The organism is Ruegeria sp. CE9 (assembly GCF_056537425.1).
Genome location: NZ_JBQFRO010000001.1, coordinates 744,451 through 760,322 on the forward strand (window position 1 = coordinate 744,451; position 15,872 = coordinate 760,322).

The following is a 15,872-nucleotide window of genomic DNA, read 5'->3' on the forward strand; positions in this document are numbered from 1 at the left end:
GCAAACGCACTTAACTAAACTGTCGCAAACGATTAAATCGATTGGGCAAAGGCACAAAACCGGATACGGGAATGAAAGACAACGCCCCTCAGTCCGCGAATATCGGAAAGTTTCAGGACAGTTTGGTGACAGCGGACGGGCAAACGCGCGCGTCGGTCTCGCTGAGCAATCCAGAGACCTTGTGGTTCAACACCGGCACTCTGTGCAATATCGAATGCGTGAACTGCTATATCGAAAGCAGCCCGACCAATGATGCGTTGGTCTACATATCCGCAAACGAGGTCCGCCATTATCTGGATCAGATTGAACAGCGCCAATGGCCCATTCGTGAGATCGGCTTTACTGGCGGTGAGCCATTCATGAACCCTGAAATGATCGAGATGACCCGAGCCTCACTTGAACGCGGGTACGACGTTTTAATCCTGACCAACGCAATGCTACCGATGATGCGCCGTAAAATGCGTGAAGGCTTACTGGAATTGCAGCGCGACTTCGCAGACAAACTGACCCTGCGGATTTCTGTCGATCATTTCCGCCCGGAATTGCATGACGAGGAACGCGGCAAAGGCAGCTTTGCAAAGACTCTGACGGGAATGGAATGGCTTCGGGATAACGGCTTCAAGATGGCCATCGCCGGGCGCAGTGTCTGGGGCGATAGCGACGCAGAAAGCCGTGCAGGATATGCTACGTTTTTTGCCGAACACGGCTTTGACATTGATGCACAAAATCCAGCGCAGACCGTGCTGTTCCCCGAGATGGACGAAACCGTAGAAGTTCCTGAAATTACAACCGCGTGCTGGGGTATTCTGAACAAGTCCCCCGATGCAGTTATGTGCGCTAGCTCGCGTATGGTGGTCAAACGCAAGGGGGCAAAACGGCCGGCTGTGTTGGCCTGCACTCTACTGCCCTATTCGCCGGAATTTGAACTCGGCGAAACGCTTGCCGAAGCTGAGGCTGACGTGCATCTGAACCACCCGCACTGCGCTAAGTTCTGTGTACTAGGTGGTGCAAGCTGTTCGGCCTGATCATTTTGCCTAAGTGACCAAATTCACTGCGCATGTTCGCTGATTTCCCGTATATGAATACATGTGGTGTTCAAAAAACGGGCCGTTCTAATGAAATGGTTGTTTGGTATTTGCTTCCTGGTCCTCGCTGCCCCGCTTTGGGCACAAGACAGGCTGGCGCTTGTCATCGGAAATGACGACTACGACTCGGTCATTGATTTGCAAAAAGCGGTCGCCGATGCGGAAGCTGTGTCCCAAAAGCTTCAGGGCTTGGGGTTTGAAACCTTTCAGGGCGTAAATCTTGACCGGCGCGGAATGAACCAGCGCATTTCTGAATTCACTGCCCAATTGGAAGCAGGTGATACCGCCTTTGTCTTTTTTGCCGGCCATGGCGTGGAAATCGACGGCGAGAACTATCTGTTGCCGACCGATATCGAGACCCCGAAGGCCGGTCAGTCTGATTTCATCAAATCCGAGTCTATCGCCCTGTCTGACCTGTTGGATCGGGTCCGCGCGACCGGAGCACGGACCTCAATCGCCATCATTGACGCGTGCCGCGACAACCCGTTCAAATCAAACAACGGACGCAGCATTGGTGGAACACGCGGTCTTGGCCGGATCAATGCACCACAGGGTATGTTCGTCATATTCTCTGCCGGGGCCGGTCAGATGGCGCTGGATCGGCTAAGCGATGATGACGCCGCGCAGAACTCGGTCTTTACCCGCGCACTGCTACCCCGTCTGTCCGAACCGGGTTTGGAACTACGCAGCATGGTTGCAGGGCTTCGAACCGAAGTGCGGGATCTGTCGCGCACCGTCCAACATGACCAGATACCGGCCTATTACGATGAATTGTTGGGGGAGTTCTACTTCACCCCCGCGGTACTGGACCCGCAACAAACAAACTTCGCATCGGTAGAGAACGCCGATATTCGCGCTGATCTGAATTTGGCACGTTCTGTTGGAACAATCGAGGCATTCGATACGTTTCTCGATAAATACTCCGACCAGTCAGATGTTTACAGCTACAAGGTCGCCCTGCAGATACGTGACAGTCTTGCACTCGCCAACACTTCGCCAACTGACACAGATCAAAGCCCCCGGAGCCGCGAAACCCCTGTCATCGCAAATGATATTCTGGTTGTAACAGACGACATTCAGGTGATGCGATCAACGCAGGCTGCTCTCAACGCGCTGGGATGCAGCGCAGGTGGTGCGGATGGCATCGCCGGGCCCAGAACCAAGCGTGCTTTCGCAAACTACCTTACGGCCAGTGCCTCTCAATTGGGGCCGGATGATCTGGGGACCAGACATGCACTGGAAGAGCTGGAAGGTAAAAATGGCACAATCTGCAAGGCCATCGCCCCCGCCTCGACGCAATCTGCTGCAAATGGCCAGTCTCTTGTGGGGAATTGGCGGTACAAAGCGACCTGTGCGCTGGTGGTTAAAGTGACCGGCTCGGTCAACTACATTAAATCGGGCGCGAACAAATTTTCGGGTCATTTATCAGACTCACTGGGTCAAAATGCAAATACCGAGGTATATCTGAATGATCAGCAACTGACCGGAACCGACTATTTCCCCGGTATTACGGTCAAATGGCGTGGACGTCTGGCAGAAGATGGCAACAGCTTTACCAGTTCCGGTTCGACCGGATGCTCGGTTTACGCCTGGCGCGTTGGTTAATTTCGCGCCTTAGTTCACCCGAAACTCACCCACCATGTTCCGCCACTCTCCGGGTGCGATCATCTTGCGGTGTGTAAACCGGACCGAGTGCAATGGCCCTTCAATTTCTTTCTGCCAGAATTCAACGAACTCGAACAGCTTCGGATGATCCGGAGCGAGGTCGTAATCCTGCCAGATGAACGTATTCAGAACGTGAATATAGTCGGGCATATGGTAGAAGAATTCCGCCGTGGTCAGCCCGTACCCCTTAAGCATGAGTTCCGTTTCACTTTGCGCCATGCAGACCTCCAAACTTGTTGCAAGGTCCCCTCAGGGTAACACGGAACTCTCCTAATACTTAGATAACAATATGTTACTCTGATGTTACCGACCTAAATTGGTTGGGGAACGGTTGCTTGCTTGCACCTTATATGCCGGGTCTGATAAGGTGCATCCACAAGATATAGATCAAGAACAAGACACGGGCAGCCTACGTGAGCGATACGCCAGAAATCCCTGAAAACATGGACGAAACCCCACCGGAGCGCCCTGTTTATGACGGCCCGACGGTCTCAATCGAATCCGAAATGCGCACGTCCTATCTGGACTATGCCATGTCGGTCATCGTCAGCCGTGCGATCCCCGATCTGCGTGATGGATTGAAGCCCGTGCACCGGCGCATCCTCTACGCGATGCATGAGACCGGGAACACCCATGACAAGGCGTACCGTAAATCGGCGCGTCCGGTCGGCGATGTAATGGGTAAGTATCACCCGCACGGTGACAGCGCGATCTATGACGCGCTGGTGCGGATGGCGCAGGATTTCTCGATGTCGCTGCCTCTGCTGGATGGTCAGGGCAACTTTGGCTCGATGGACGGCGATAACCCGGCGGCCATGCGGTATACCGAAGTGCGGATGGACAAACCCGCCGCGTCACTGCTAGCCGATATCGAAAAAGAGACGGTCGATTTTCAGGACAACTATGACGGCAAAGACAAAGAGCCTACGGTCCTGCCCGCGCGTTTCCCTAATATGCTCGTCAATGGTGCCGGTGGTATTGCCGTCGGTATGGCGACCAACATTCCGCCGCATAACCTGGGCGAAGTGGTAGACGCAACTCTGGCATTGATCGACGACCCGGACCTGACCTCTGAGCAGTTGATCGAATACGTACCCGGCCCCGACTTCCCGACTGGAGGCGTAATGCTGGGCCGATCCGGTGCGCGCAAAGCCTATCTGGAAGGTCGCGGCAGCGTCATCATCCGGGCCAAGACCCGTGTCGAGGAACTGCGCAAAGACCGCTATGCTATCGTTGTGGATGAGATCCCGTATCAGGTAAACAAAGCGTCGATGATCGAAAAGATTGCCGAGGCGGTGCGTGAAAAGCGGATCGAAGGCGTGGCCCACGTTCAGGACGAATCCGACCGGAATGGCGTGCGCGTGGTTGTCGAATTGAAACGTGATGCAACGCCTGAGGTGGTGCTGAACCAGCTTTATCGTTTCTCCCCGATGCAGACGTCCTTTGGCTGCAACATGCTGGCCCTAAATGGCGGACGGCCCGAGCAACTGACTCTGCGCCGGTTCCTGACATCCTTCATCGACTTCCGCGAAGATGTTGTTGCGCGCCGCACCGCGTTTGATCTGCGCAAGGCCCGCGAGCGTAGCCACATCCTGTGTGGTCTGGCCGTGGCCGTGTCGAACGTGGACGAAGTGGTTGCCACGATCCGTTCCTCCGCCGATGCGGCTGAGGCACGTGAAAAGCTGATGACGCGTCGTTGGCCCGCCGCCGAAATCGAAGGGTATCTGCGTCTGATCGACGATCCTCTGTCCAAGATGAACGACGACGGCACCTACAACCTGACTGAGGTTCAGGCCCGCGCAATCCTCGACCTGCGCCTGCAGCGACTGACCCAACTGGGTGTCAAAGAGGTCACGGACGAGCTGGAAGAACTGGCAGCCAAGATCAAGGAATATCTCGATATTCTGTCCTCACGCGAGCGGATCATGGGCATCATCGCAGATGAGCTGCGCAGTGTCCGTGAACAATTCGCAGTCGACCGTCGTACCGAGATCGTCGACTGGTCAGGCGACATGGAAGACGAGGACCTGATCGAGCGCGAGGATATGGTCGTGACCGTCACTTCGGGCGGGTACATCAAACGTACTCCGTTGGCCGATTTCCGGGCGCAAAAACGCGGCGGCAAGGGCCTGTCAGGGATGCAGACCAAAGAAGAGGATGTTGTGACCAACCTCTTCGTGGCCAACACCCACACACAACTGCTGTTTTTCACGACCGATGGGATGGTCTACAAGCTCAAGACCTGGCGCCTGCCCCAATCGGGCCGAACCGGCAAGGGCAAAGCCATCGTCAACATCCTGCCGATTCCGACAGGCGTATCCATCGCGGCAATCATGCCGGTGGATGTGCCGGACGAAGAGTGGGAAAACCTGCAGATCGTCTTTGCCACTAGCGCCGGTGACGTACGCCGTAACCGCCTGTCGGACTTCACCAATGTCCGCCGCAACGGCAAGATCGCGATGAAACTGCCCGAGGGTGTGGAACTGGTAAACGCCCGCATCTGCTCGGAAGACGAAGATGTGATGCTGGTGACCAATTCGGGCCGCGCGATCCGCTTCCGTACCACCGATGTGCGCGTGTTCAACTCGCGCGAATCCACCGGTGTGCGTGGCATCAAACTTACCAACGGAGATCGCGTGGTGTCTATGTCCGTGATCCGCCATTTTGAGGCCGGACCGGATGAGCGTGCCGCCTACCTCAAAATGCGCCGCGCCGTGGCGGGAATTGCCGATGACGGTGAGGGTGATGAGGATGAAGCGACCCCCGGCGTCATCACACAGGAACGCTATGCCCAGATGTCAGCCGCTGAAAACCTGATCCTCACGATCACGTCTGGCGGAGCGGGCAAGCTGAGCTCCAGCCACGATTACCCGGTTCGCGGACGCGGCGGCATGGGCGTGGCCGCGATGGACAAAGCCATGCGCGGCGGAGAGCTTGTGGCCTCATTCCCGGTTGAGATTGACGACCAGATCATGCTGGCGACCTCAAAAGGACAATCGATCCGCGTACCTGTGGATGGGATCTCCTTCCGATCCCGTTCGGCCGGCGGTGTGAAAGTGTTCAACACTGGCAAGGGTGAGGAAGTGGTCAGCGTTGCGTGGATCGCGGATCAGGGCGCGGAAGACGAGGAATAGCGCACAATCCGGCCTAAACAGAAAGGCCCCCGCCGAACCTCTCGGCGGGGGCCTTTGATTTTAGGCAATGCCTGTTCAAGTCAGATAATTGTTAAAAAACGCAATCGTCCGGGACCAGGCTAGATTGGCCGCGGCCTCGTCATATCTGGGTGTCGTATCATTGTGAAAACCATGATTCACATCCGGGTAGAAATGCACACTGAATTTCTTTTGATTGGCCTTCAGCGCGTCTGAATAAGCAGGCCACCCGGCATTGATACGCTCGTCCAATCCTGCGTAGTGAATCATCAACGGTGCCACGATCGACGGCACATCCTCGGCAGGAGGCTGGCGTCCGTAAAACGGGACCGAAGCCGCGAGATCGGGAAAGGCGACGGCCAAAGCGTTGCAGACACCACCGCCATAGCAGAACCCGACCGCTCCGATCTTACCAGTCGACAGGTCGTGATCGCGCAGGAACTCATACGCAGCAAAGAAATCCGCCATCAGTTTTTCCCGATCCATCGAGCGCTGCATCTCGCGCCCTTCCTCATCGGTGCCGGGATATCCACCCAGCGGTGACAACCCATCGGGACCGAAGGCCAGAAAACCGGCTTTGGCCGCACGACGCACTACATCTTCGATGTACGGGTTGAGGCCGCGATTTTCGTGCACGACCAACACTGCGGGCAGCTCGCCTTCGGCGTTTGCCGGAATCGCCATTAGCCCGCTGGTATCAGTGTGGCCATCCGGGCTATCAAACTCGACAACCATTGTCTCAATGTCTGGATCATCCGGAGCAACCTGCTGCGCCCAGCCGTAATTGGGCTGCAACTGATCAAGGATCATAGCGCCGGTTATTCCGGCAGCGGTATATTTCGCGGCCCTCGAGATAAACTCGCGTTTGGACATGGTGCCATGCACATATCCGTCGAAAATCTCGAGGATCCGGGGATCAAAATCACTGGCTTTCTTGCGGGCGTTTCCGGTCATCGTAGCCTCCCAGGCGATGGTGTCGGTGCATCGATGCTAACCCGACCGGACCCATCCGGGAACTCACAAATCGTATAGTGCGCCGAACTTGGCCTCCAGATAGCGCAGCAGCGGTTCAGGCCCAGGAGCAACGCCGCTTGCCCGTTCAATCACCTCACGCGGAGCATAAAGTCCGCCATATTGCTGAACATTCTCGCGCAACCAGCGGGTTGCGTCTGACGTGTCGCCGTCGGCCAGTTGTGTATTGAGCCCGGGCACGGCAGTCCGAAGCGCCTGATAGAGGCAACCTGCATAGACATTCCCCAACGAATAGGTTGGGAAATAGCCGAACAGGCCGACCGACCAATGCACGTCTTGCAAACAACCGTTCGAGGGTTTGTCGACGGCATAGCCGAAGTCGGCCTTGAACCGGTCATTCCACGCAACCTCCAAATCATTGACCTGTAGGTCTCCGGCCATTAAGGCGCGCTCAAGGTCAAAGCGCAGCATGATGTGGAGGTTGTATTGCACCTCGTCCGCTTCGGTACGGATATAGCCATTGTGAACACGGTTGACGGTTGCATAGAAGGCATCTGCATCCGTGATCCCGAAATCGCCGAATGCCTCTTTCATTTGGTCGAACAACCAACCGGTGAAAGCACGCGAGCGGCCTAGCTGATTTTCGTAGATACGGCTTTGGCTTTCATGCACACCCATCGACACGCCGCAGCCCAAAGGGGTCAGCAGATAATCTTGGTCGATGCCTTGCTCATAGGCGGCGTGGCCGACCTCATGAATGGTGGAATAGAAACAGTTGAACGGGTCGGTCTCGCTGGTGCGAGTGGTAATGCGCACGTCGAGACCGCTGCCCGAACTGAACGGATGCACCGCCTTATCGACACGCCCGTTGTTCAAGTCATATCCAAACGTGACGGCCAGCTTTTGCGACAGGCGCATTTGGGTCAGTTCATCAAAACTGCCGGTCAACGCTGCAGGTTCTGGGCGATCCAGAACTGCGGCGCGCAGAGCGACCAGACGCGGGCGCATCTCATCAAAGATGGCGGCGATCTGGGCACCGGTTGTATAGGGCTCGTAATCCTCGACCATGGCATCGTAGACGTTGCCGCCTTGCGCCAGCGCCTCGCCTTCCTGACGCTTCAGCGAAACAACCTCTTCCAGCACCGGCAAAAAGGCGGCGACATCCTCGTCGGCCCGTGCCTGCGCCCATTTGCCCTGCGCTGCGGATGTGACGCGGGCAATCGCGGTGGCCAGATCCGCAGGCACCTTGACCGCCCGGTCGTAGGCACGGCGAATTTCGCGCAGTTGCGCCTTGCCGACCTCATCCTGCGGCGCGGCTTGCTCCAACCAGTCCGCAACGCGTGGATCAGAGCGGCGCGCATGCAACACTGCTTCGATCGCGGCCATCTCTTCAGCGCGCTGCGCGGCTGCCCCACGTGGCATGACTGTTTCCTGATCCCAGCCCAGCCGCCCCGCAATCTGGCCCAGAGCGGAAGTTTCGCGCTGAAAAGCCATCAGGTCATTGAATGCAGTCATAGGGTCAAACTCCGCGCACAGATGTTGCAATGGGATAAGCGGTCAGGAACCGAGCGCGCAGGACCAAGGTCCAGACAACGACGGCCATGAATTGGTGGAAAATAGCGATCTGCCACGGGGCCGCGTAGACCACGGCGACGATGCCCACGACCACCTGAAGCGACAGAGCCGCAAAGGCTGCATTGAAAGCGAAACGCGTTTGCGAATGCGCGCTGGCTTGCCCGCGCCGCCAGACGACAAAGCCGAAGATGAGCAGCAGATAGCCGGCACAGCGGTGGATGAATTGCACCAAACCGGGGCTTTCAAAGAAGTTACGCCACATTGGTTCTAACGCGGCGGCGTCGGGCGGCAGGAGTTGGCCGCCGATCAGGGGCCAATCGGTATAGGATCGGCCGGCGTCTATTCCGGCGACCATCGCGCCGACGAGTATTTGCAAAAAGGTGAAATGCAACAGGCCGGTTGAGAGAGAGAACAGTTTCGCCTCTTTCGCGCGGCGCGCCTGCATCAGGTCGCGTTCCTCGCGGCCAAGTTCAAAGATATACCAGCCGAGGAAGCCTAGGATCACGAAGGCCAGACCCAGATGCACGGCCAGACGATAGCTGGCGACGGCGGTCATCCCCTCGCCCTGCGTGACGCCCGAGGCGACCATCCACCAGCCCACAGCGCCCTGAACGCCGCCCAGCAGGCCGGGGATCAGCAGCTTGCCGGTCCACCCGGTTGGGATCTTGCGTGCTGCAAGGAAGCCAAAGAAACCAACCGCCCAGACGAGGCCAATAACCCGACCAAGCTGACGGTGGCCCCATTCCCACCAATAGATGGTTTTGAAATCATCCAGCTCCATCCACTGGTTCTGGATGCGCCATTGGTCAATTTCTTTGTATTTGTCGAATTCAGATTGCCAGTCGGCCTCATTCATAGGCGGGATGGCCCCGGTAATCGGACGCCATTCGGTGATCGAGAGCCCACTATCGGTCAGGCGAGTCAGGCCCCCGACGGCGATCATGATGACCACAAGCGCAAACAGGATCATCAGCCAGACACGGATCGCACTACGTGCGCCACCGCGCCCGCGATCGATCATGCCGGGCTGAACCGCTTCCTGTTTCTGGTCTCCCGAAACCTCTTCGAAGATGCTGCGCTTGCCGCTCATGCTGGCCTCATATCCTTGATTTCGTCGCAAGCTAGGGCGTTGGCTGACCGAGGTCCAGCCTTAGCCCTTATCCTTCCAGCGGACCATCTGACGCATGATCCCATGCAGCATTTGCACGTCAGCGCGCGTCATCCGCATTCGCGACCACAAATTGCGCAGATTGGTCTTCATCCCTTCGGCCTTTTCAGTGGGATAGAAGAACCCCGCCTCTTCCAGCCTGTCCTCATAATGCTCGACCAGTTTTTCAACCTCGATCCCTGTCGCCCAGTCCCCTTTGCCCAGATCGGTGGCTTCGTGAACAACGTCCCCGGTTTGGCGCATCCATTCATAGGCTGTTAGCAGAACGCATTGTCCAAGGTTCAACGAGGCGTATTCGGGATTCACCGGCACAGAGATGATGGCATTGGCCTTGGCGATATCTTCATTCTCAAGCCCTGCCCGTTCCGGGCCAAACAGCACGGCGACTTTCTCTCCGGCCGCCACCTTCTCTGCCGCGATCTGCATCGCGCGTTCGGGGCTGTAGACCGGTTTAGTCAAACCGCGCTGTCGCGCTGTGGTGGCAAAGACAAAGGTTGTATCCTCCAAAGCGCCCGCCAAATCGTCAAAAAGTTGCGCCTCATCCAAAAGCCGCCCGGCGCCGCTGGACATTGCGACGGCTTTGGGATTGGGCCATCCGTCTCTGGGCGCGACGATCCGCATCCGATCCAACCCGAAATTCCACATCGCCCGCGCAGCGGCACCGATGTTCTCACCCATTTGTGGGCGCACCAGAACAAAGGAGGGTTGGGACGTATCGCTGGGCATGGCTTACTCCGAAAAAAACTTGGCTTGCTCTACTGCCGGCTTGGATCAAGAGCAAGTCGCCCCGTCGGCTTCTGTTCCCAAATCCCAGCTTGGCAGGCATAAAAGTTTGCTTCCCCCGCGCAATCCGCTAAACCGCGCGAAAGAAGACAAACCCGAAGGACGCGCCATGGACACCCCCGAGCAGCCGCAGATTTACCTGATCACGCCTCCGACCATCGCGCTGAGCTCATTCCCCGACCAATTGGGCCGCGTGCTGGACGGGGCTGACATTGCCTGCATTCGCCTTGCCCTTGCGGGAAGCGACGAAGACACGATTTCTCGCGCCGCCGATGCTTGCCGCGAAGTGGCCCATGCGCGTGACGTGGCCATCGTGATTTCCAAACATGTGCTGTTGGCGCAGCGACTGGGGCTGGACGGTGTTCATCTGGACGACGGTTCTCGATCGATCCGCGCGGCCCGCAAGGAATTGGGTGCAGACGCAATTGTCGGCAGCTTCTGCGGAGCCTCCAGCCATGATGGCATGTCAGCGGGTGAGAACGGTGCGGATTATGTCGCTTTCGGCCCGGTTGGCTCTGCCACGTTAGGCGACGGCACACTGGCCGAAAAAGACCTGTTCCAATGGTGGTCCGAGATGATCGAAGTCCCTGTTGTGGCCGAAGGTGGGCTGACACCAGATCTGGTTAGAAACCTTGCACCATGCACCGATTTCTTTGGCATCGGAGACGAAATCTGGTCGCAGGATAATCCGCTGGATGCGTTGAACTCCCTGATTGCTGCAATGGGCTGATCCCTCGGGTCGTTAACCCTTGCGCCCGCGCCGGGGCTGCGGCATGACACGAGGCATGAACACAAACAGCGAAATCCTGTGTATTGGTTCGGTCCTTTGGGACGTGATCGGACGCTCGGCCAGCGCCATGCGGCAGGGCTCGGATGTGCCGGGCCGAATTACCCGCCTGCCGGGCGGCGTCGCCATGAACATCGCCATGACCCTTGTGCGGTTTGGCATGACCCCTACGCTGCTGACGGCCATTGGCCGCGACCCCGAAGGTGACGAGCTGGTCCGGTCCTGTGCACGCTTGGGGATGGTCACCGACCACATCTATCGCTCGCAGGACTTGCCCACCGACCGGTACATGGCGGTAGAGGGTGCAAATGGACTGATCGCCGCCATCGCGGACGCGCATTCGCTTGAAGCTGCCGGAGCCAAGATCCTGCGCCCTTTGATGCACGGGCCTCTGGGCTATGAAAATACGCCCTTCGAAGGTCCCATCGCGCTGGATGGCAACCTGACGCTGACGCTGCTGGAAGAGATCGCCCAAAGCCCCGCCTTCGCAAAGGCTGACCTGCGCGTCGCACCCGCCTCTCCCGGCAAGGCCGAGCGGCTGCTTCCTTTCCTCAAACACGCACGCGCCACGCTTTATGTAAACCTCGAAGAAGCCGGTCTGCTCTGTCAACGCGAGTTCACTGATTCCGAAAGCGCCGCCAAAGGTCTACTGGACCGTGGCGCACTACGTGTTCTGGTGACGGATGGCGGCAACTCAGCCTCTGTCGGGGATGCCAACGGCGTCCTTACCCAAACTCCCCCTTCGGTTCTGGTCACCCGCGTGACCGGTGCCGGGGATACCTTCATGGCGGCCCACATCGCCGCCGAGGCGAATGGCGCAGAAAATGAAGCGGCCCTCACCCGCGCCCTGCATGCCGCTGCAACTTATGTTTCCGGAGAAACCCCACTGTGATCAACCTTCACTACTCCGCCGAGGTCCGCACCGCGAAGGATGCAGGCCAGCCCATCGTGGCGTTGGAAAGCACCATCATCACCCACGGCATGCCCTATCCCCAGAACATAGAGGTCGCGGCGCAGGTCGAACAAGACATCAGGGATGCAGGTGCAGTTCCGGCCACGATCGCGGTCATTGACGGTGTGTTGAACATCGGTTTGGAAGCCGAGCAACTGAGCGCGCTTGGCCAGGCGCAGGGCGTCGCAAAACTGTCGCGCGCCGACATGGCCGCATGTCTTGCTACGGGTGGTACCGGGGCTACAACAGTCGCGGCCACTATGATTGCGGCGCATTATGCCGGAATCGAGGTTTTTGCCACCGGTGGCATCGGCGGGGTTCATCAAGGGGCCGAAACCTCATTCGATATCTCTGCCGACTTGCACGAGCTGGCCCAAACACCGGTCACCGTGGTTGCGGCGGGCGCCAAAGCTATCCTCGACCTCGCCAAAACGCTGGAGGTTCTGGAAACACTGGGCGTGCCTGTCATTGCGCATGGGCAGGATGAGTTTCCGGCGTTCTGGTCCGCCAAATCTCCGCTCGCTGCGCCTTTGCGTATGGATAAGGCGGCAGATATCGCCAAAGCCCACGCCACTCGCCGCGCGCTGGGCTTGCCAGGTGGCCAGCTGGTGGCAAATCCCATCCCGCAGGACGATCAGATCCCGGCTGAGGAACTGGCCCCAATCATCGCCTCTGCCCAGGCAGACGCCGAGACCCATCGCATCACAGGCAAAGGTGTTACCCCTTATTTGCTGCAGCGCATCTTTGAGCGAACCGGGGGCCGTTCCCTGACCGCCAACATCGCCCTTGTGCGCAACAACGCGCGTCTGGCTGCCGCCATCGCACGTGAATTGGTAAATTCGGCCCAGTAACAAAGCCCTATTGCACCAAGGCCTCAGACTGCTTACCTAAATTCGCAAACCACTCAGGACCGTAATGAACACACCGTTTGACGAAGAACCCCACCGGCGCCCGGGCCTGTTCTCGCGATTGCGGGCGTCTTTTCTGACGGGCATAGTCGTCATCGCACCTGTTTGGCTGACGATATGGCTGATCTGGTCGGTTGTGGGGTGGATCGATAGCGCGGTCCTGCCGCTGATCCCGCAAAGGTTTCAGCCGTCAGAATATGTCGGCGTCAATCTGCGCGGTGTCGGTGTTGTCATCTTCTTGCTGTTCACCATCATCGTTGGCTGGATTGCAAAGGGTATTCTGGGCCGCTCGCTGATCCAACTCGCCGAAAGCCTCGTCGACCGCATGCCCGTGGTTCGCTCGGTCTATTCGGGGATCAAGCAAATCTCGGAAACGGTGTTTGCACAAACCGAACGGTCTTTTGAAAAAGCCTGTCTGATCCAGTACCCGCGCCGCGGCATTTGGGCGATTGGCTTCGTCTCAACAACTGCCCGCGGCGAAGTCAGCCAGCGCGCAGAAACCGGGGGCGAGTTGCTGAGCGTGTTCGTCCCGACGACACCAAACCCCACATCCGGGTTCCTGCTGTTCTTCCCCGCCGAAGACGTGATCCTTCTTGATATGTCTATCGAGGATGCCGCCAAACTGGTGATTTCGGCTGGTCTGGTCTATCCGAACGATAAAGATCCGACCCAACCGCCCGAGTAGTCAGCCAAACATTTCTGGAAGATCAACAGTGCTGCGCGCACCCAGATCGTCTTTATGAGCACTTAGAAACTGATCTGCAGCGCTGCGGCCAGCTTGTTTCAACCGGTTCAGCACTACCGGATTGGGTACTATCTTGGTCGCAGCAGACAGATCATTCATCAGCTCATCATCTGCGATCATGTGCACCAGCACCCGGCTCATCTCACCCGCCTTCAATTTACCATCTGCCAGCAAGCGCTGAACAAAATTGATTGCCCGCAATTCGCGAAACAGGGACGAGTTAAAGCTGATCTCGTTGATCCGGTTTTGAATCTGCTGGGGCGTTTTAGGAACCTCATCGCGCTCCAACGGATTGATGTTCACGATCACGACGTCATCGGGCAGATCACCACCAAATAAAGGATAAAGCGCGGGGTTACCGGTATAGCCCCCATCCCAATAAGCCTCGGTGCGGCCCGATTTCGGGTCATGAATCTCGACCGCCTGAAACAGGTTGGGCAGACAGGCCGAAGCCAAGATGGCGTCGGTCGAAATCTCCTCGCCGGTAAAAACCCGGATCTTACCGCTTCGCACACAGGTGGCGCAAACGAACAGCTCGGGCCCCTCATCTGCGCAAATCTCAGCAAAGTTGAACCGATCTACAACCGGCTCCAACGGATTGCGATAGAATGGCCCATAAGCATAAGGCGACACCAGTCGCGACCATGTCTCGGCCATTGAATACGGCAACGAATACTCGATGGCCCGCGTAACGTGGGCGGGCTCAATACCTCGCATCCAATGAGCCACGCGCATGTCGCCAACAGCCCCCATGCGCTTCCACAAACCATCGAGACAGGCCCTAGCCCCTTCGCGCCCGGCATGGACCATCCCTGATTTGAAGGCGGCACCGTTCAGCGCCCCGGCCGAGGTCCCGGTAATCGCCGCGACCTCAACATCCTCTTCATCCAGAAGACGGTCCAGAACACCCCAAGTAAACGCACCATGAGCGCCACCACCTTGCAAAGCCAGATTGATCCGTTTCATGGTTCCGCCTCTTCATCTGGCCAAAATATCCCGGGGATATGGGGGCAGAGCCCCCATGATCCCTCACAAGGCCGTCCATCCCCCATCTACAGAAATCGTCGTTCCCGTGATCTGCGCCGCTGCGTCCGAGCACAAGAAGATCGTCGTGCCACCCAGTTGCTCAACAGTGGCAAATTCCTTCGACGGCTGCCGCTCAAGCAGGATGTTCTTCACCACATCCTCGCGGCTCATGTTGTATTCTTTCATTGTGTTGGGAATCTGCGCCTCTACCAGCGGGGTCAGCACATAACCCGGACAGATGGCGTTGCAAGTGATCGGCTCTTGCGCCGTTTCCAGCGCAACGGTCTTGGTCATCCCAACGACGCCATGCTTGGCCGCGATATAGGCTGCTTTGAAGGGCGAAGCTGTCAATCCATGGGCCGAAGCGATGTTGACCACCCGCCCCCAACCCGCTGACCGCATGAGCGGCAAAGCGGCCGCCATCGTATGGAAGGTCGAGTTCATGTTAATCGCGATGATCGCGTCCCATTTGTCGACCGGAAATTGATCGATCGGGGCGACATGCTGAATACCCGCATTATTTACAAGAATGTCGCAAGCGCCCGCCCGCTCGATCAGTGCACGGCATTCATCACCCTTCGACATGTCCGCCTTGATGTAGCGGGCGTTCGTGCCGGTCTCTTGCCCGATCTCGGCGGCCAACGCGTGATCTTCATCCCGATCTGTGAATGAGTTCAGCACAACATCCGCACCAGCTTTGGCCAGCTCACGGGCGATGCCCAGCCCAATCCCTGAATTCGACCCTGTGATGACGGCTGTTTTGCCCGACAGACTCATGACACTCTCCCAATGGATTTCGTTTCGCGGACACAGTGCCATGCTGCACCTGCAAAGGAAACGGGGAATGATCAGCCAGAGGTATCCCGTCAGTTTCTGCCAAAAAAAACGCCCGCACGAAGCGGGCGTTAAGTTATTGAGGCAGGTTTCATACAGGCAAGAAACCTATCGAGCAGTGCATCCTTTATAAGCAATTCTTTGCATCCGTCCAAGCTAAAAGTTTGAAAACAGGAAAAATCATGGCTACGGTGAATCCCAAACAAAATAAGGCCAGAGC

General features: G+C 57.6%; 14 protein-coding genes. 7 read left to right on the plus strand and 7 right to left on the minus strand.

Annotation, left to right across the window (positions count from 1 at the left end; genetic code table 11):
- Positions 1 to 71: 71 nt before the first annotated feature.
- Together ACR0B3_RS03710 and ACR0B3_RS03715 are read left to right on the plus strand one after the other, a co-directional pair.
- Positions 72 to 1,025 carry a radical SAM protein gene (locus tag ACR0B3_RS03710; protein WP_480807884.1) on the plus strand — a complete coding sequence of 318 codons (954 nt, stop codon included), beginning with the start codon at positions 72 to 74 and terminating at the stop codon, positions 1,023 to 1,025.
- Between the two features lie 90 nt (positions 1,026 to 1,115).
- The gene (locus ACR0B3_RS03715) at positions 1,116 to 2,690 is read left to right on the plus strand and encodes a caspase family protein (RefSeq protein WP_480807885.1); all 1,575 of its coding nucleotides are present in this window, start codon (positions 1,116 to 1,118) and stop codon (positions 2,688 to 2,690) included.
- 9 nt (positions 2,691 to 2,699) lie between these two features.
- On the opposite strand, the gene ACR0B3_RS03720 is transcribed toward ACR0B3_RS03715, so the two are convergent.
- Complete coding sequence (locus ACR0B3_RS03720) at positions 2,700 to 2,969, minus strand: usg protein (RefSeq protein ID WP_039535770.1); 270 nt, start codon at positions 2,967 to 2,969, stop codon at positions 2,700 to 2,702.
- A 194-nt stretch (positions 2,970 to 3,163) separates the two neighbouring features.
- Between ACR0B3_RS03720 and gyrA the strand changes: the two genes are divergently transcribed.
- A complete protein-coding gene (gene gyrA / locus ACR0B3_RS03725; RefSeq protein WP_480807886.1) occupies positions 3,164 to 5,884 on the plus strand; it encodes a DNA gyrase subunit A in 2,721 nt (906 codons plus the stop codon).
- A gap of 75 nt (positions 5,885 to 5,959) precedes the next feature.
- Here the strand turns inward: gyrA and yghX are convergent, their stop codons facing one another.
- The 4 genes from yghX to ACR0B3_RS03745 form a co-directional block, all read right to left on the minus strand.
- On the minus strand, positions 5,960 to 6,856 hold the full coding sequence (gene yghX, locus ACR0B3_RS03730) for a YghX family hydrolase (protein WP_480807887.1): 897 nt from the start codon (positions 6,854 to 6,856) through the stop codon (positions 5,960 to 5,962).
- A gap of 63 nt (positions 6,857 to 6,919) precedes the next feature.
- Positions 6,920 to 8,389, minus strand: coding sequence for a carboxypeptidase M32 (locus tag ACR0B3_RS03735; RefSeq protein WP_480807888.1), 1,470 nt, complete (start codon positions 8,387 to 8,389; stop codon positions 6,920 to 6,922).
- A 4-nt stretch (positions 8,390 to 8,393) separates the two neighbouring features.
- Positions 8,394 to 9,539: a heme A synthase gene (gene ctaA / locus ACR0B3_RS03740; protein ID WP_480807889.1), complete on the minus strand. Its 1,146-nt coding sequence runs from the start codon at positions 9,537 to 9,539 to the stop codon at positions 8,394 to 8,396.
- Between the two features lie 60 nt (positions 9,540 to 9,599).
- A complete protein-coding gene (locus tag ACR0B3_RS03745; protein WP_480807890.1) occupies positions 9,600 to 10,343 on the minus strand; it encodes an RNA methyltransferase in 744 nt (247 codons plus the stop codon).
- A gap of 166 nt (positions 10,344 to 10,509) precedes the next feature.
- Here ACR0B3_RS03745 and ACR0B3_RS03750 point away from each other — a divergent pair, with 166 nt between their 5' ends.
- The 4 genes from ACR0B3_RS03750 to ACR0B3_RS03765 all read left to right on the plus strand — a co-directional run bounded on the left by ACR0B3_RS03750 (position 10,510) and on the right by ACR0B3_RS03765 (position 13,732).
- Positions 10,510 to 11,130 (plus strand): thiamine phosphate synthase, encoded by a 621-nt coding sequence (locus ACR0B3_RS03750; RefSeq protein ID WP_480807891.1) that lies wholly within the window; start codon positions 10,510 to 10,512, stop codon positions 11,128 to 11,130.
- 55 nt (positions 11,131 to 11,185) lie between these two features.
- On the plus strand, positions 11,186 to 12,079 hold the full coding sequence (locus ACR0B3_RS03755; RefSeq protein ID WP_480807892.1) for a PfkB family carbohydrate kinase: 894 nt from the start codon (positions 11,186 to 11,188) through the stop codon (positions 12,077 to 12,079).
- On the plus strand, positions 12,076 to 12,990 hold the full coding sequence (locus ACR0B3_RS03760; protein ID WP_480807893.1) for a pseudouridine-5'-phosphate glycosidase: 915 nt from the start codon (positions 12,076 to 12,078) through the stop codon (positions 12,988 to 12,990). Before ACR0B3_RS03755 ends, ACR0B3_RS03760 begins: the two co-directional genes overlap by 4 nt.
- 64 nt (positions 12,991 to 13,054) lie before the next feature.
- On the plus strand, positions 13,055 to 13,732 hold the full coding sequence (locus ACR0B3_RS03765) for a DUF502 domain-containing protein (protein WP_170683686.1): 678 nt from the start codon (positions 13,055 to 13,057) through the stop codon (positions 13,730 to 13,732).
- Here the strand turns inward: ACR0B3_RS03765 and ACR0B3_RS03770 are convergent, their stop codons facing one another.
- Positions 13,733 to 14,758, minus strand: coding sequence for a patatin-like phospholipase family protein (locus ACR0B3_RS03770; protein ID WP_480807894.1), 1,026 nt, complete (start codon positions 14,756 to 14,758; stop codon positions 13,733 to 13,735). It lies immediately after the preceding gene.
- A gap of 63 nt (positions 14,759 to 14,821) precedes the next feature.
- Positions 14,822 to 15,595 (minus strand): 3-hydroxybutyrate dehydrogenase, encoded by a 774-nt coding sequence (locus tag ACR0B3_RS03775; protein WP_480807895.1) that lies wholly within the window; start codon positions 15,593 to 15,595, stop codon positions 14,822 to 14,824.
- Between the last annotated feature and the right edge of the window lie 277 nt (positions 15,596 to 15,872).

Excerpts from the sequence above, each read along its gene's own strand:
- ACR0B3_RS03710 (WP_480807884.1), top strand. The coding sequence starts at position 72 with ATGAAAGACAACGCCCCTCAGTCCGCGAATATCGGAAAGTTTCAGGAC.
- ACR0B3_RS03715 (WP_480807885.1), top strand. The coding sequence starts at position 1,116 with ATGAAATGGTTGTTTGGTATTTGCTTCCTGGTCCTCGCTGCCCCGCTT.
- ACR0B3_RS03720 (WP_039535770.1), bottom strand. The coding sequence starts at position 2,969 with ATGGCGCAAAGTGAAACGGAACTCATGCTTAAGGGGTACGGGCTGACC.
- yghX (WP_480807887.1), bottom strand. The coding sequence starts at position 6,856 with ATGACCGGAAACGCCCGCAAGAAAGCCAGTGATTTTGATCCCCGGATC.
- ACR0B3_RS03735 (WP_480807888.1), bottom strand. The coding sequence starts at position 8,389 with ATGACTGCATTCAATGACCTGATGGCTTTTCAGCGCGAAACTTCCGCT.
- ctaA (WP_480807889.1), bottom strand. The coding sequence starts at position 9,539 with ATGAGCGGCAAGCGCAGCATCTTCGAAGAGGTTTCGGGAGACCAGAAA.
- ACR0B3_RS03745 (WP_480807890.1), bottom strand. The coding sequence starts at position 10,343 with ATGCCCAGCGATACGTCCCAACCCTCCTTTGTTCTGGTGCGCCCACAA.
- ACR0B3_RS03750 (WP_480807891.1), top strand. The coding sequence starts at position 10,510 with ATGGACACCCCCGAGCAGCCGCAGATTTACCTGATCACGCCTCCGACC.
- ACR0B3_RS03755 (WP_480807892.1), top strand. The coding sequence starts at position 11,186 with ATGAACACAAACAGCGAAATCCTGTGTATTGGTTCGGTCCTTTGGGAC.
- ACR0B3_RS03765 (WP_170683686.1), top strand. The coding sequence starts at position 13,055 with ATGAACACACCGTTTGACGAAGAACCCCACCGGCGCCCGGGCCTGTTC.
- ACR0B3_RS03770 (WP_480807894.1), bottom strand. The coding sequence starts at position 14,758 with ATGAAACGGATCAATCTGGCTTTGCAAGGTGGTGGCGCTCATGGTGCG.
- ACR0B3_RS03775 (WP_480807895.1), bottom strand. The coding sequence starts at position 15,595 with ATGAGTCTGTCGGGCAAAACAGCCGTCATCACAGGGTCGAATTCAGGG.